The sequence below is a fragment of the Bacillus sp. A015 genome, assembly GCF_053851875.1.
Window position 1 is genome coordinate 205,306 of record NZ_JBSPZB010000001.1, and the last position, 15,497, is coordinate 220,802.

Below are 15,497 nucleotides of genomic sequence, written 5' to 3' on the forward strand. Positions count from 1 at the left end.
CTCGTGAAGACTATACATATTTCACACCCACATACATTGAATCAAAAGGATCAAGCCCCGTCTGTGATGGCTTTAGGGTATTTTGACGGTGTTCACCTCGGACATCAGAAGGTGATTGACGCAGCGAAAAGCATTGCGGAAAAAGAAGGATTGGCGTTAGCTGTCATGACCTTTCATCCGCATCCATCACATGTTCTGCAAAAAGCACGTGAACCAAAAGATTTAATTACTCCGCTTGAGGATAAAATTGATTTCATTGAAAAGCTAGGCGCTGACTATTTATACATTGTGCAATTCAGCGAAAGCTTTGCAGCGCTGTCCCCTCAGGAGTTTGTAGATCAATATTTGGACGAACTGAATGTGAAGCACGCAGTAGCTGGTTTTGATTTTACGTTTGGCCGGTTTGGTGCAGGCACAATGGAAACGTTCGATGAATACGGGAAAGGGCGTATATCGGCAACCATCGTGCCTAAGTTGTCCAATCAAGACCGGAAAGTCAGCTCTACCCTCATCCGCTCCGCATTAAAAAATGGGGACGTTGAGTATGTGAGTGAGCTTTTAGGAAAACCTTATCAGCTGCGCGGCATTGTCATCCATGGAGACAAACGCGGACGAACGATCGGCTTTCCAACAGCCAATGTCGGTTTATCTGCTGAATACATTATTCCGCCAACCGGCGTATATGCAGTGAGAGCAGAAGTGAAAGGCAAAGTGTATGACGGCGTTTGTAACGTTGGCTACAAACCAACATTCTATGAAAAGCGTCCCGATCAGCCTGCCATTGAAGTGAATCTCTTTGATTTTAACGAAGAAATTTATGGTGAGCCGATTAAATTACAATGGTACAAGCGTATCCGCAGTGAACAAAAATTTAACGGAATCCAGGAATTAACGGCTCAAATTAGTCTGGATAAAGAAGAAGCGATTCAGTTTTTTCAAGATCAGCTCAACCAAACAAAAAAATCATAGAAAAACGGCCCTACCATTTGCAAATTCAGCATATTTTTAGTATGATAATTCCTGTAGCTTTAAAACCACTTACTTGGCAGGCCGACTTCACCGACGGTTGCGAGGTAGATGGGGCTAACATGATTTGGAGGTGAAACAGGATGGCTATTACTCAAGAGCGTAAAACTCAATTAATTAATGAGTTCAAAACACACGAATCTGATACTGGATCTCCAGAAGTTCAGATCGCTGTCCTAACAGAATCAATTAACAACTTGAACGAGCATTTACGTACTCATAAGAAAGATCACCACTCACGTCGCGGTCTTTTGAAAATGGTCGGTAGACGTCGTAATCTTCTTACGTATCTACGTAATAAAGACGTAACTCGTTACCGTGAGTTAATTAACAAACTAGGCTTACGTCGATAATCGTAAAAAGCGGGAGGATTCCCGCTTTTTTATCGTATAATCACTAATATTTTATGGTTAAAATGTTGAAAGAATGGCAAAACCCTTCTACATACAGCTTTCACATTGATATGTGAAAATCATTTTGTTCATAATAAGAAATAACCTAAAACTTTACGACAAGAGAGGAGTTTATCTCAGAATGGGACAAGAGAAACATGTCTTCACCATAGACTGGGCTGGACGTCAACTGACAGTTGAAACTGGCCAGCTTGCAAAGCAAGCAAACGGGGCGGTCCTCGTACGCTACGGGGATACGGCTGTGCTTAGCTCAGCCACCGCTTCTAAAGAACCTAAACCACTTGATTTTTTCCCGCTCACTGTGAACTACGAAGAAAGATTATATGCAGTAGGTAAAATTCCTGGTGGCTTCATTAAAAGAGAAGGACGCCCAAGTGAAAAGGCAATCCTTGCGAGCCGCTTAATTGACAGACCAATTCGTCCACTATTTGCAGATGGATTTAGAAACGAAGTACAGGTCATTAGTATTGTCATGAGTGTGGATCAAAATTGTTCATCTGAAATGGCTGCAATGTTTGGCTCATCTTTAGCATTATGTGTGTCTGACATTCCATTTGAAGGACCAATCGCTGGCGTTACAGTAGGACGAGTTGATGGAAAACTGATCATCAACCCAAATGTTGATCAGCTTGAACAAAGCGACATCAACCTTGTTGTGGCTGGAACAAAAGATGCGATCAACATGGTAGAGGCTGGTGCAGATGAAGTGCCAGAAGAAACGATGCTTGAAGCCATTATGTACGGTCATCAAGAGATCAAGCGCTTAATCGAATTCCAAGAAGAAATTGTCAAGGCAGTCGGTAAAGAAAAAATCGATATTCCTTTATATGAAGTGGATCAAACGTTAGCAGACGAAGTAAAAGAACTTGCTGAAGCTGATCTGCTGAAAGCGATTCAAGTACATGAGAAGCATGCTCGTGAAGATGCGATCAGTGCTTTGAAAAAAGCTGTGGTTGAGAAATTTGAAGAAGAAGAGCGTGACGAAGCGACGATCAAACAAGCGAAGGATGTACTAAATAAGCTTGTCAAAAACGAAGTTCGCCGCCTGATCACTGAAGAGAAAGTACGTCCAGATGGACGCGGTGTAGATCAAATCCGACCACTTGCTTCAGAAGTAGGACTTCTGCCAAGAACGCACGGTTCAGGATTATTTACGAGAGGGCAAACACAGGCGCTCAGCATTTGTACATTAGGTGCACTTGGCGATGTACAGATCCTTGATGGTCTAGGTGTTGAAGAATCTAAACGCTTCATGCACCATTACAACTTCCCGCAATTCAGTGTTGGTGAGACTGGCCCAATGCGTGGCCCAGGTCGCCGTGAGATCGGACATGGTGCGCTAGGTGAACGTGCATTAGAACCAGTGATCCCATCCGAAAAAGATTTCCCTTATACGGTTCGCCTCGTTTCAGAGGTATTAGAATCAAACGGATCTACATCACAAGCAAGTATTTGCGCAAGCACACTTGCTATGATGGATGCAGGTGTTCCAATTAAAGCCCCAGTTGCTGGGATTGCCATGGGACTTGTTAAATCTGGTGATTACTACACAGTGCTGACAGACATTCAAGGAATGGAAGATGCACTTGGAGATATGGACTTTAAAGTAGCAGGTACATCAAAAGGTGTAACAGCGCTTCAAATGGACATTAAAATCGATGGTCTATCAAAGGACATCCTAGAAGAAGCTCTTCAACAAGCGAAAAAAGGAAGAATGGAAATTTTAGATAGCATGCTATCAACGATTCCAGCTTCTAGAGAAGAATTGTCACGTTATGCACCAAAAATCCTAACGATGACGATCAATCCTGATAAAATTCGCGATGTCATTGGACCAAGCGGTAAACAAATCAATAAAATCATTGAAGATACCGGTGTGAAAATCGATATCGAACAAGACGGTACAATCTTTATCTCTTCTACAGAAGAAGACATGAACCAAAAAGCGAAGAAAATCATTGAAGATCTTGTCAGAGAAGTTGAAGTGGGGCAACTTTACTTAGGTAAAGTAAAACGCATTGAAAAATTCGGTGCTTTCCTTGAAATCTTCAGCGGAAAAGATGGACTTGTTCATATTTCTGAGCTTGCGCTTGAGCGTGTTGGCAAAGTAGAAGATGTCGTGAAGATTGGCGACGAATTACTCGTCAAAGTCACTGAAATCGATAAACAAGGCCGAGTGAACCTTTCTCGCAAAGCTGTTTTACGTGAAGAAAAGGAAAAAGAAGAAGAGCAGTCTTAAGTGAGAACAAATAAAATGTGTTAGAAGCCAGGTATTCGTGCCAGGCTTCTTTCTTTTCTTGCAGGTAACAATAGTTCTAGCTTGTTTCTCCCCATCATAATTTGTGGTAAAGGGGAGGGACAACCATTGAAAAAAACGGTACCAATCATTGTGTTTGTATTTTTACTGCTCATGTCATATCAAACGATGAAGCAGCCGGCTGCTGTCACATATATTGAATCAATGAAAGAGCATGCTGAGGTTGCATCTGTTTCGAAAGATATTTTGTATCAAGAGATTGAATCGAAGTCTTCTGACTATGAAGTAAAGGCGCAAAATGCTAAGATTGATAAAGTGTGGAAAAAGATGCCTGGTTTAAATGGACAGACTGTTGATATCGATGCTTCTTTTGAAAAAATGAAGAAACTTGGGACATTCGATGAAAAACTGCTTGTTTTCAATGAAACAAAACCATCTATTCATTTACATGAACTTGGTGCTGAGCCTATTTATAAGGGGCATCCAGATAAAAAAATGAATGCATTCCTCATCAATGTGGCTTGGGGTGACGAGCATTTAACAAAGATGTTGAATACGCTAGAAAAGCATCAGGTGAAGGCGACCTTTTTCTTAGAAGGCAAATGGGTGAAAAAGAGCACAAACCTTGCCAAAAAAATTGTGGCAGATGGTCATGAAATTGGAAATCATTCATACAATCACCCGGATATGCGCACACTGACAAGAGAACGAGCATTAGAGCAGATTACCAAAACAAATCGTCAAATTGAAGAATCCCTTGGGAAAAAACCGAAGTGGTTTGCCCCTCCAAGCGGAAGCTTTAAAGAAGAAACAGTGAAGCTTGCCGCAGAAGAAGGAATGGAAACCATCATGTGGACGGTAGACACCATTGACTGGCAAAAACCGTCACCAGACATTTTACAAAAACGGGTGCTTGGGAAAATTCACAATGGGGCGATGATATTAATGCATCCAACAGATGCAACGGCGAAAAGTCTTGACGCACTTATCACTCAAATCAAGGAAAGAGGATATGAATTAGGAACGGTTTCTGACCTCCTAAGTGAAAAAAGACATCCGTGATGCGATCTGTTTGTTGAATAGGAGGAGCAAAACTTGGTCAAAACGTATACATGCCAAAACGGAGTAAGAATTGTACTTGAAAACAATCCCACTGTGAGATCTGTCGCAATTGGCGTCTGGATTGGAACAGGTTCTAGACATGAGACACCAGAAATTAACGGGATCTCACACTTTTTAGAGCATATGTTCTTTAAAGGAACAAAGACGAGATCTGCACGTGATATCGCAGAATCTTTTGACCGCATTGGTGGTCAAGTGAATGCCTTTACGTCAAAAGAATATACTTGCTATTATGCAAAGGTGCTTGATTCACATGCTAGTTACGCTCTCGATGTATTAAGTGACATGTTCTTTCACTCCGCTTTTGATGAAGATGAGCTGAAAAAAGAAAAAAATGTTGTTTATGAAGAAATTAAAATGTATGAGGATACACCTGATGACATCGTTCATGACTTGTTAAGCAAAGCCATTTACGGTGAGCATTCATTAGGGTACCCGATTTTAGGAACAGAGGAAACACTCTCTACCTTTAATGGTGATTCCCTTAGAGCATATATGGATGAATTCTACACGCCGGATCGCGTCGTTATCTCAGTTGCAGGGAATGTAGATGACACCTTCATTCGCGAGGTTGAAAAATTGTTCGGCTCTTATGAAGGGAAAGGGAAAAAGCAGCCTGTAGAAGCTCCGCAATTTCATTATGATAAGCTCACTCGCAAAAAGGAAACTGAACAGGCACATCTATGCATGGGCTTTAATGGTCTTCCTGCTGGAGATAAAGGCATCTATGACTTAATCGTCTTAAATAATGTTCTTGGCGGAAGCATGAGCAGCCGTTTGTTCCAAGATGTAAGAGAAGACAAAGGACTTGCTTATTCCGTATTCAGCTATCACAGTTCATTTGCAGATAACGGCATGCTGACGATCTATGGCGGGACTGGAGCGAAGCAATTAAACCTGCTCTCTGAAACCATTTTACAAACATTAGACGTCTTAAAACGTGAGGGAATCACGCAGAAAGAACTTGAAAATTCTAAGGAACAAATGAAAGGCAACCTCATGCTCAGTCTTGAAAGCACAAACAGCAAGATGAGCCGAAATGGTAAAAATGAATTGCTCCTTGGCAAACATCGTACGCTCGATGAAATTATTGATGAAATCAATCACGTCACATTAGAAGGCGTGAATAACCTATCTAAACGAATCTTTACAGAAGATTATGCGCTCTCGCTTATTAGTCCGACAGGTGATCAGCCATCATAATGTAAACAACACGGCAGGCTTCTCATGAGGTCTGCCGTTTATTGTATATGAAGAAAAAAGGGGTCCTGCTTTGATGAAAAATGAACAACTGAAACAGCTCTCCCCGCTTCTTAAACAAGCTATCTCTTTCCAGCCGATGACATCTGGATTTTCGGGAGACCGCATATTTTTGGTCACAACGTCATCTAGCGAAAAGCTGGTGCTCAAGCTATCAGACATCCAAAATTATCCCCGCTTAAGAGAAAAAACGTCAGTTCTGCGTAAGTTGAAAGAACGAGGAATTCTCTGTTCTGAAGTCATTGAGATCGGAATGAGTGCTGAACAGAGCTGTTCCTATCGTATCCTCCCTTTTATCGAAGGAGAAAATGCCAGAGCATCCATCCATCTGCTCACAAACAAAGAGCAGTATGAAATCGGTAGACGGGCAGGCAGAGAGCTGAGTCTCATGCATACATATCCTGCGCCTTCGTTTGAAGTGCCATGGGAAGAGCGAGTGATGGCTAAACATGAACGGTATGTACATGCCTATCGATCAAGTGGAGTGACCTTTAACCATGCTCAGTTCGTATTGGATTTTATCAAGTCGCATGCTGATGTGGTCAAAGGGAGACCTAACCGGTTCCAGCATGATGATTTTCATTTAGGGAATATCATCATAGAAGGCAATCAATATGCCGGCGTAATTGATTTTGATCATTCCGACTGGGGAGACCCCATTCATGACTTTTATAAATTGTCCTTATTTAGTCGAGAGAACAGCATTCCATTTTCGGTTGGACAATTGGATCACTATTTGAGTACGCAGGCCACAAACGACGATTTCTGGCTTCTTTTTTCCATCTACACAGCAATGAGTTTCTTTTCTTCTATTGTTTGGACGCTGACCTTTGACCCGGCACATGTAAAAGACATGGTTGACCGAGTGGATAGAATGCTGACAGACCATGAGCGTTTTAATCAACTTAAGCCGACTTGGTATACCAATTGGCATCAGTCATGACATGTAAAGAGCGGGACGGTCTATTTCACCTTCCTCCTGCATATATAATATGGAAGGGAAGTGATGCGGTTTTGAGGCTAAGTGAGCTGTCAGGAAAAGAGATCGTCGATATCAAAAGAGCGGAGCGGCTTGGCGTGCTGGGACAAACCGACCTTGAAATAAATGAACAGGACGGTCAGATTACAGCACTCATCATACCTTCCGTCAAGTGGTTTGGCTTTCGAAAACAAGGAAATGACATCCGCGTTCCGTGGAATCACATTCAAAAAATAGGATCAGATATGATCATTCTCGATGTGCCTGAAGAACTTAAGCCGCACGGGGAAAAAGAGCACCCATCATAAAAGGGTGCTCTCAGCGTGTAGACAAACCCTCGCATTCTTTGTCAGTCCTGCGTGCCGGTGCTCACGAATCTCAAATTCGCTCCGCTCCAGTACTCGTCCTTCCTAGACTTCAAAGGTTTTCTATCACGCTGAAAAGAAGACAAAGGGCTAAAATTAAGATCATTTTAGCCCTTTGTCAACAATTTGAAAGAGCACCCATCATAAAAGGGTGCTCTTTTTCTTTTCTCTTCCCGATTTGTTCACAGGCTGAATCCTCTCCTCATATGCTGAAAGGGAGATTCAGAAAATGTTACAGACTTTTTTAAATAAAGAAGGTGAACGGTCAGTATGTTGAGCGGTTTAACGGTTGCGGTGATCGGGGGAGATGCAAGGCAGCTTGAAATCATTCGCAAGCTGTCACAGCAGCATGCCAAAGTGTTTTTGGTCGGATTTGACCAGCTGGATCATGGGTTTATCGGTGCTGAAAAGCTTAAAATGTCAGAACTTCCATTTGAACAGGTAGACAGTATGATTCTGCCGGTATCAGGTGCAACAGATGAAGGCGTCGTTGCCACAGTTTTCTCAAATGAGCAGGTCGTGCTGGAAGCAGAATATTTAGAAAGAACTCCAGCACATTGTACCTTGTACTCAGGTATTTCTAATACGTACTTAGACAATCTGGCAAAGCAGGTGAACCGGAAGCTTGTGAAGCTGTTTGAGCGCAATGATATTGCCATATATAACTCTATTCCAACAGTTGAAGGGATTATCATGATGGCCATTCAGCAAACGGACTATACGATTCATGGATCACATGTCGCTGTCCTCGGGCTTGGGAGAACAGGGCTCACAATTGCCCGCACATTTCGGGCACTAGGTGCGGATGTGAAAGTAGGTGCTGCAGATACAGCCCATTTAGCTCGAGCCTTTGAAATGGGACTTGATCCGTTTTCAATGGATCGTTTAAAAGAAGAAGTAACAGATGTTGATATCATCATCAATACGATTCCGAGCTTAGTATTAGATTCATCTGTTATCGTCAGTATGACACCGAAGACACTTATTTTGGATATCGCCTCCCGCCCAGGCGGAACAGATTTTGACTTTGCGCAAAAGCACGGAGTGAAGGCGCTTCTTGCACCAGGTCTTCCAGGGATTGTAGCACCAAAGACCGCAGGGCAAATCATTGCAAAAGTGCTTTCCGGGCTCTTATGTGAACTTGCGGAGGAAAAAAGGGGGATGGAATCATGACAACATTAAAAGGGAAAAGAATCGGCTTTGGTTTAACAGGTTCCCACTGTACGTATGAAGCCGTTTTTCCGCAAATTGAAGCACTTGTGAAAGAAGGGGCAGAGGTGCGTCCTGTGGTGTCGTATACGGTGCAAAGCACGAATACAAGATTTGGAGAAGGAGCCGACTGGATTGAGCGGATTGAGAAACTGACGGGATTTCAAGCGATTGACTCTATCGTAAAAGCAGAGCCGCTCGGACCTAAGCTTCCACTCGATTGTATGGTCATTGCGCCTTTAACAGGAAACTCCATGGCGAAATTCGCAAATGCCATGACAGACAGTCCTGTTTTAATGGCTGCAAAAGCAACCATTCGAAATCATCGTCCCGTCGTTCTAGGCATCTCGACAAACGATGCATTAGGCTTAAATGGTACAAATCTCATGAGGCTGATGTCGACAAAGAACATTTTCTTTATTCCATTTGGCCAAGATGATCCATTCAAAAAACCGACATCTATGGTAGCGAATATGGACCTTCTTTCTCAAACAGTAGAAGAGGCGCTTCAGCATAGACAAATTCAGCCGATTTTAATTGGACCAAACGATTAATAGATTCACTAGAAAATCATGAAAGATTCAAAAAAGATGCTTCAAGCCTTGCTTTTCTATGGTAAAATAAAATGTAAAAAGTCATAGGATGGCCATCCGAAAGAAAAGAATCATGGATGGGTCGGAAGGAGTTTTACTGATGGGAAGAGGATTGCATGTAGCTGTAGTTGGAGCGACTGGAGCTGTCGGTCAACAAATGTTAAAAACACTAGCTGACAGAGATTTTGAAATGGATACACTTACTCTACTATCCTCAAAACGTTCTGCTGGAACAAAAGTGACATTCAGAGGTCAAGAGTATACCGTTCAAGAAGCAACACCTGAAAGCTTTGAAGGGGTCAACATTGCACTATTCAGTGCTGGAGGAAATGTTTCCAAGGCGCTAGCTCCTGAAGCAGTCAAACGAGGTGCGATTGTTGTAGACAACACAAGTGCTTTTCGTATGGACGAAAATATCCCTCTTGTCGTACCAGAGGTAAACGAAAAAGATTTGCATGACCATCAAGGGATCATTGCAAACCCTAACTGTTCAACTATTCAAATGGTGGCGGCATTAGAACCGCTTCGTCAGGCGTATGGAATGAAAAAAGTCATTGTGTCCACATACCAGGCAGTATCAGGTGCAGGACATGAAGCAATTGACGAACTATACAGCCAGACGCAAGCCATTTTAAATAAAGAAGATGTAACACCAGAAGTCATGCCTTATCAAATTGCATTTAATGCGATTCCGCAAATTGATAAATTCCAAGACAATGGCTATACATTTGAAGAAATGAAAATGATCAACGAAACGAAAAAAATTATGCATATGCCAGAGCTAGAAGTAGCGGCAACATGTGTGAGACTTCCAATTGAAACGGGTCATTCAGAATCTGTTTACGTTGAACTAGAATCAAATGACGCAACGGTGGATGACATCAAGTCAATTCTAAAAGATGCACCAGGTATTACATTGCAGGATGATCCATCTCAGCAAATTTATCCAATGCCTGCAGATGCTGTTGGAAAAAATGACGTATTTGTCGGCCGCATTCGGAAAGATTTGGACCGTCCAAACGGGTTCCATTTGTGGATTGTATCTGATAACCTGCTGAAAGGCGCTGCATGGAACTCAGTTCAAATTGCAGAAAGCTTAAAAGCATTAAAATTAGTTTAACATTCAATGGATGATGAGGACGAACAGAAGAGAGTTAGGCATCTTTCGCCTGCTCTCTTCTGTTACGTCAGAATGAACTTGGAGTGAAAACAGTGAAAATAATTGTCCAAAAATTTGGCGGTACATCTGTCAAAGATGATCAAGGTAGAAAAAGGGCACTTGCACATATCTTATCTGCGAAAGAGAAAGGCTATAAATCGGTTGTAGTCGTTTCTGCAATGGGACGAAAAGGCGATCCTTATGCGACAGATACGCTGCTTGGATTGCTTTATGGCAGCGTGCAGCACATGACAAACAGAGAAAAAGACCTGCTCGTTTCTTGCGGAGAAAATATTTCAGCTGTTGTGTTTTCAAGTATGCTGAATGAAAACGGGCTAAAGGCTGTAGCGATGACAGGTGCACAGGCAGGCTTTGTGACAGATCAAGAGCATACGAATGCGAAAATTATTGACATGAAGTGTGAACGTCTTGAAGCGGCACTTTCTGAGCATGATGTTGTCGTTGTCGCTGGGTTCCAGGGAGCTGCGAAAAATGGAGACGTGACAACGATTGGACGAGGCGGCAGTGATACGTCAGCAGCTGCTTTAGGCGCTGCACTGCAGGCAGACTTTATCGATATCTTTACAGATGTAGAAGGGGTTATGACAGCAGATCCCCGCATCGTAAAAAATGCAAAACCACTGAGAGTCGTGACATATACTGAAATTTGCAACCTCGCATATCAAGGGGCGAAAGTTATTCACCCGAGGGCTGTTGAAATTGCCATGCAAGCAAAAGTACCAATGAGGGTCCGCTCAACATACTCTGATGATGAGGGCACACTTGTGACGTCACACTACTCAGATAAAATGAGTCATGATGTGTATGACCGCCTCATTACGGGTATTGCACATGTCAATGATGTGACGCAAATCAAAGTCCCGGCGAAAGAAGGGCAGTACAGCGTACAAACAGAGGTCTTCAAAGCAATGGCAAACGCACAAATCAGTGTCGATTTCTTCAACATTACACCGAGTGAAATTGTGTATACAGTGACAGGTGGAATGACTGAAAAGGCAACGTCGATCCTAAAAGACCTCGGCTATACACCGATTGTGACAACAAATTGCGCGAAGGTATCAGCTGTTGGAGCAGGCATCATGGGTGTACCAGGTGTCACATCTAAAATTGTATCGGCATTATCTGAGCAAAATATTCCGATTTTACAATCAGCTGACAGTCATACGACCATTTGGGTGTTAGTGCACGAAGAAAACATGAGAGCGGCTGTCAATGCTCTGCATGAAGTGTTTGAACTTTCAAGATAAATGTGATTGAATCATGATGAGGTGAAAAAAATGAATTTCGGAAATATCGCAACAGCTATGATTACACCTTTTGATAAAAAGGGCAACATTGATTTCCAAAAGCTATCAATTCTCATTGATTATTTGTTAAAAAACGGCAGTGACTCTTTAGTCGTTGCAGGTACAACAGGCGAATCGCCAACTTTATCGACTGAAGAAAAGGTCGCTCTTTTTCAGCAATCGGTGAAATTAGCAAATGGTCGTTGTAAAATCATTGCAGGAACAGGCAGTAATAACACAAATGCGTCTATTAAACTAACGAAAAAAGCAGAAGAAGCGGGCGTTGATGCAGTGATGCTTGTCGTACCTTACTACAACAAGCCATCACAGGAAGGCATGTATGCACACTTTCAAGCAATTGCCGAGTCTACATCTCTTCCTGTCATGCTTTACAATGTACCAGGAAGAACGGTTGCTTCATTAGCACCAGAAACAACGATTAAGCTTGCGCAAATTCCAAACATTGTCGCGATTAAAGAAGCAAGCGGCGATCTAGATGCCATGACAAAAATCATTGCAGAGACGCCAGAAGACTTCGACGTATATTCAGGTGACGACAGCTTAACACTTCCTGCTGTAGCTGTTGGTGCAAAAGGAGTCGTCTCTGTGGCGTCTCATATCGTAGGACTTGATATGCAGCAAATGCTTAAAAGCTATGCTTCAGGTCAAACAGCCAATGCAGCATTGATCCATCAAAAGCTGCTTCCAATCATGAAACAGCTTTTCTCAGCGCCAAATCCAACGCCTGTCAAAACAGCCCTTCAGCTGAAAGGACTAGATGTCGGATCTGTTCGTCTCCCGCTTTTGCCTTTGTCAGAAGAAGAGAGACTGGATTTGAGCGGCGTATTAAATAGCTGATCAAAACAAATAATTTCGTAAGCGGTCATTCTCAGATGCCCCTGAGTATGACCGTTTTTTATACATAAATACTTTCTTAAAATGTGACTTCATCTTGTTTTCTAAAATTAGATTCAGTTATAATAGCATTAAGCGATGATGGACGGGCTTGAGACTAGGAGGATAAGAATTTTGAAAAAGAAAAATACAGAGAACGTAAGAATTATTGCACTGGGAGGCGTTGGAGAAATCGGGAAAAACTTATATGTCATTGAAATTGATTCAGACATATATGTTGTAGATGCAGGTTTAATGCATCCAGAAAACGAAATGCTAGGCATTGACGTGGTTATTCCTGATATCTCTTATTTAACTGAACGAGCTGATCGGGTGAAAGCAATTTTTCTTACCCACGGACATGATGAGGCAATCGGAGGCGTATTCCATGCCTTGAGTAAATTGTCTATACCAGTCTATGGAACGAAGCTGACCCTTGCGTTACTTCGAGAAAAATTAAAGCAATATGGCTACAATCAAAAAGCTGATTTGCGCGAGGTACATGCGAAATCGGTCATTACATTTGAAACAACAAAAGTATCATTCTTTAGAACGAATCATAGTATTCCTGATTCGGTCGGGATCAGTTTCAAAACCTCTCTTGGTTCAATCGTATGCACAGGTGATTTTAAATTTGATCAAACCCCAGCGCTTAACCAAGCCTGTGACATCGGAGAGATTGCGAAAATCGGAAACAATGGCGTTTTAGCACTTCTTTCAGATAGTGTGAATGCTGAAAAACCAGGCTATACACCGTCTGAGGCGATCGTCCAAGATGAAATCTCAAATGCGATGTACAATGCTGAGAATCGTGTGATAGTCGCTGTATCTTCATCAAATATTAACCGTGTACAGCAGATCATTAATGCAACCATTCAAAATGGCCGTAAGCTTGCAGTAGCAGGAAAGAATATGATGACAACTCTTCAGCTGGCAATCAAGCTTGGTTATGTCACAGCAGACGAAGAATTATTTGTGCCAGTTCAAGAAGTGAAGAAAATGGCGAAAAACGATGTGGTCATTCTGACGGCTGGAAGCCATGGAGAGCCTCTTGCTGCTTTAACAAAAATGGCCAAACAAAATCACAAACAGCTTCATATTGAAAAAGGTGATACCGTTGTGATTGCGTCTACACCTCTTCCTGGACAAGAACTCACGTATTCAAAAACAGTTGATTTCCTCACAAGAAGCGGAGCACAGGTGATTTTTGCTCAAAAGCGTGTACATGTATCTGGACATGGCTGTCAAGAAGAGTTAAAACTGATGCTGAACTTACTAAAGCCAAAGTATTTAATTCCAGTGAATGGCGAATATCGTATGCAAAAAGCACATTCTCGTATTGCTGAAGAAGTGGGAATGAAACGCAGTGACATTTTCTTGATTGATAAAGGGGATGTTGTTGAATTCAGAGGACAGAACGTAAAGATCGGTGAAAAAGTTCACCAAGGTAACATTTTGATTGATGGTCTTGGCGTTGGAGATATCGGTAACATTGTTTTACGCGATAGACGCCTACTGTCTCAAGATGGGATCTTAATTGTGGTCATTACGCTCGATAAACAAAAGAAACAATTAATTTCTGGACCTGAAATCATCACAAGAGGATTTGTTTATGTAAGAGAATCCGAAGAGCTGATTGTGAAAGCAACAGAGATGGTAAAAGGAATTGTCAAAGAGCAAACGGAAAACTCTATTGTTGAATGGTCAACACTGAAACAATCCATGCGCGATGTATTAAATCAATTCCTATATGAAAAAACAAAACGTAAGCCGATGATCATTCCAATTATTATGGAAGTGTGATGAGAAAGCCCAAGGAGCCCAAGCTCTTTGGGCTTTTTTAATGTGGCGCTAGGAATGCGGATGGAATACGACCTTCTTGTTCATAATAGGAGGAGAGTTTTTAGGAAAGGATGGAGACAAATGGACGAAAAGAATGAACAGCAGCCTGAGCGAAAGCCAGAAGAAAAAGATAGCATTATGAGCAAAATACAGCAGCTTGGTGAAACAGCAGTACCGCAGTTGCCACAGGATACAAATATACATTGCCTCACCATTATTGGACAAATTGAAGGTCACATGCAGCTTCCTCCACAAAATAAAACAACCAAATACGAACATGTCATTCCGCAAATCGTAGCAGTTGAACAAAACCCAAAAATCGAAGGGCTTTTAATCATCTTAAACACAGTGGGCGGCGATGTAGAAGCGGGTCTAGCCATTGCAGAAATGCTGGCGTCACTATCGAAACCGACTGTATCGATTGTGCTCGGCGGCGGCCACTCAATTGGTGTCCCAATCGCTGTATCGTGTGACTATTCCTATATTGCAGAAACAGCCACTATGACCATTCATCCTGTGCGTTTAACCGGTCTTGTGATTGGTGTCCCGCAAACCTTTGAATACTTAGATAAAATGCAGGAAAGAGTCATTAATTTTGTCACAAGCCACTCAGACATTACAGAAGAGAAGTTTAAAGAGCTGATGTTCTCAAAAGGCAATTTGACAAGAGACATTGGAACAAATGTTGTTGGTCATGAGGCAGCAGAATACGGACTCATGAATGAAGTAGGCGGCGTCGGACAAGCGATTAAAAAGTTGAACGAACTCATTGGAGACAGGGCAGCTCAAAATGAGGGGCTGATTCAATGATTTTATATACCCCTATGCCCTATGAAGCCATTTACGCTGAAGACCAAGGAGACCGCAAACTGCAGCAGGTGAACATTCAAGGCGTGCCAGTGATGGTTGAAATGAAAGAAGATGAAGCAGAAATTGTTCAAGTGATGAGCACCAATCCAATGGACTTTTTGAATCAAGAGCTTGCACCAGGCAAGCGATTGAAGTTACATTTAGGCACCAATCAAACCGACTCATATGAATGATTCTATGCTATAATAAAGGGAAAACTTA

At 42.2% G+C, this 15,497-nt stretch carries 15 protein-coding genes; all 15 read left to right on the forward strand.

Features of this window, described 5'->3' with window-relative positions; all coding sequences use genetic code 11:
• Nucleotides 1–3 precede the first annotated feature (3 nt).
• The 15 genes from ribF to ACSLGF_RS01100 all read left to right on the forward strand — a co-directional run bounded on the left by ribF (nt 4) and on the right by ACSLGF_RS01100 (nt 15,469).
• Nucleotides 4–969 carry a bifunctional riboflavin kinase/FAD synthetase gene (gene ribF, locus ACSLGF_RS01030; protein ID WP_456001562.1) on the forward strand — a complete coding sequence of 322 codons (966 nt, stop codon included), beginning with the start codon at nt 4–6 and terminating at the stop codon, nt 967–969.
• Between the two features lie 140 nt (nt 970–1,109).
• The gene (gene rpsO / locus ACSLGF_RS01035) at nt 1,110–1,379 is read left to right on the forward strand and encodes a 30S ribosomal protein S15 (RefSeq protein WP_008354438.1); all 270 of its coding nucleotides are present in this window, start codon (nt 1,110–1,112) and stop codon (nt 1,377–1,379) included.
• A 181-nt stretch (nt 1,380–1,560) separates the two neighbouring features.
• On the forward strand, nt 1,561–3,678 hold the full coding sequence (gene pnp / locus ACSLGF_RS01040; protein WP_456001564.1) for a polyribonucleotide nucleotidyltransferase: 2,118 nt from the start codon (nt 1,561–1,563) through the stop codon (nt 3,676–3,678).
• A 171-nt stretch (nt 3,679–3,849) separates the two neighbouring features.
• Entirely contained in the window at nt 3,850–4,758 is a 909-nt protein-coding gene (locus ACSLGF_RS01045) for a polysaccharide deacetylase family protein (protein ID WP_456001788.1), read from the forward strand.
• Nucleotides 4,759–4,791: 33 nt separating this feature from the next.
• Entirely contained in the window at nt 4,792–6,021 is a 1,230-nt protein-coding gene (locus ACSLGF_RS01050) for a M16 family metallopeptidase (RefSeq protein WP_456001566.1), read from the forward strand.
• Nucleotides 6,022–6,094: 73 nt separating this feature from the next.
• Nucleotides 6,095–7,021: an aminoglycoside phosphotransferase family protein gene (locus tag ACSLGF_RS01055; protein ID WP_456001568.1), complete on the forward strand. Its 927-nt coding sequence runs from the start codon at nt 6,095–6,097 to the stop codon at nt 7,019–7,021.
• A 71-nt stretch (nt 7,022–7,092) separates the two neighbouring features.
• Nucleotides 7,093–7,365: a YlmC/YmxH family sporulation protein gene (locus ACSLGF_RS01060; protein WP_456001570.1), complete on the forward strand. Its 273-nt coding sequence runs from the start codon at nt 7,093–7,095 to the stop codon at nt 7,363–7,365.
• Nucleotides 7,366–7,692: 327 nt separating this feature from the next.
• A complete protein-coding gene (gene dpaA / locus ACSLGF_RS01065; protein WP_456001572.1) occupies nt 7,693–8,595 on the forward strand; it encodes a dipicolinic acid synthetase subunit A in 903 nt (300 codons plus the stop codon).
• Nucleotides 8,592–9,185: a dipicolinate synthase subunit B gene (dpaB, locus tag ACSLGF_RS01070; RefSeq protein WP_456001574.1), complete on the forward strand. Its 594-nt coding sequence runs from the start codon at nt 8,592–8,594 to the stop codon at nt 9,183–9,185. Before dpaA ends, dpaB begins: the two co-directional genes overlap by 4 nt.
• A 139-nt stretch (nt 9,186–9,324) precedes the next feature.
• A complete protein-coding gene (asd, locus tag ACSLGF_RS01075) occupies nt 9,325–10,344 on the forward strand; it encodes an aspartate-semialdehyde dehydrogenase (RefSeq protein WP_256499580.1) in 1,020 nt (339 codons plus the stop codon).
• Nucleotides 10,345–10,436: 92 nt separating this feature from the next.
• Entirely contained in the window at nt 10,437–11,651 is a 1,215-nt protein-coding gene (gene dapG / locus ACSLGF_RS01080; protein ID WP_456001576.1) for an aspartate kinase, read from the forward strand.
• A gap of 30 nt (nt 11,652–11,681) precedes the next feature.
• On the forward strand, nt 11,682–12,548 hold the full coding sequence (gene dapA / locus ACSLGF_RS01085) for a 4-hydroxy-tetrahydrodipicolinate synthase (protein ID WP_456001578.1): 867 nt from the start codon (nt 11,682–11,684) through the stop codon (nt 12,546–12,548).
• A gap of 171 nt (nt 12,549–12,719) precedes the next feature.
• The gene (rnjB, locus tag ACSLGF_RS01090; RefSeq protein ID WP_456001580.1) at nt 12,720–14,387 is read left to right on the forward strand and encodes a ribonuclease J2; all 1,668 of its coding nucleotides are present in this window, start codon (nt 12,720–12,722) and stop codon (nt 14,385–14,387) included.
• A gap of 120 nt (nt 14,388–14,507) precedes the next feature.
• Complete coding sequence (locus ACSLGF_RS01095) at nt 14,508–15,236, forward strand: ClpP family protease (protein ID WP_456001582.1); 729 nt, start codon at nt 14,508–14,510, stop codon at nt 15,234–15,236.
• Nucleotides 15,233–15,469: a YlzJ-like family protein gene (locus ACSLGF_RS01100; RefSeq protein WP_034317598.1), complete on the forward strand. Its 237-nt coding sequence runs from the start codon at nt 15,233–15,235 to the stop codon at nt 15,467–15,469. The genes ACSLGF_RS01095 and ACSLGF_RS01100 overlap by 4 nt, the downstream gene beginning before the upstream one ends.
• The last annotated feature ends 28 nt before the right edge of the window (nt 15,470–15,497 follow it).

What these genes read in the sequence shown, in the direction of transcription:
- asd (WP_256499580.1), top strand. Translation starts at nt 9,325, where the DNA reads ATGGGAAGAGGATTGCATGTAGCTGTAGTTGGAGCGACTGGAGCTGTC.
- dpaA (WP_456001572.1), top strand. Translation starts at nt 7,693, where the DNA reads ATGTTGAGCGGTTTAACGGTTGCGGTGATCGGGGGAGATGCAAGGCAG.
- rpsO (WP_008354438.1), top strand. Translation starts at nt 1,110, where the DNA reads ATGGCTATTACTCAAGAGCGTAAAACTCAATTAATTAATGAGTTCAAA.
- ACSLGF_RS01045 (WP_456001788.1), top strand. Translation starts at nt 3,850, where the DNA reads ATGTCATATCAAACGATGAAGCAGCCGGCTGCTGTCACATATATTGAA.
- pnp (WP_456001564.1), top strand. Translation starts at nt 1,561, where the DNA reads ATGGGACAAGAGAAACATGTCTTCACCATAGACTGGGCTGGACGTCAA.
- ACSLGF_RS01100 (WP_034317598.1), top strand. Translation starts at nt 15,233, where the DNA reads ATGATTTTATATACCCCTATGCCCTATGAAGCCATTTACGCTGAAGAC.
- dpaB (WP_456001574.1), top strand. Translation starts at nt 8,592, where the DNA reads ATGACAACATTAAAAGGGAAAAGAATCGGCTTTGGTTTAACAGGTTCC.
- dapA (WP_456001578.1), top strand. Translation starts at nt 11,682, where the DNA reads ATGAATTTCGGAAATATCGCAACAGCTATGATTACACCTTTTGATAAA.
- ACSLGF_RS01055 (WP_456001568.1), top strand. Translation starts at nt 6,095, where the DNA reads ATGAAAAATGAACAACTGAAACAGCTCTCCCCGCTTCTTAAACAAGCT.
- ACSLGF_RS01095 (WP_456001582.1), top strand. Translation starts at nt 14,508, where the DNA reads ATGGACGAAAAGAATGAACAGCAGCCTGAGCGAAAGCCAGAAGAAAAA.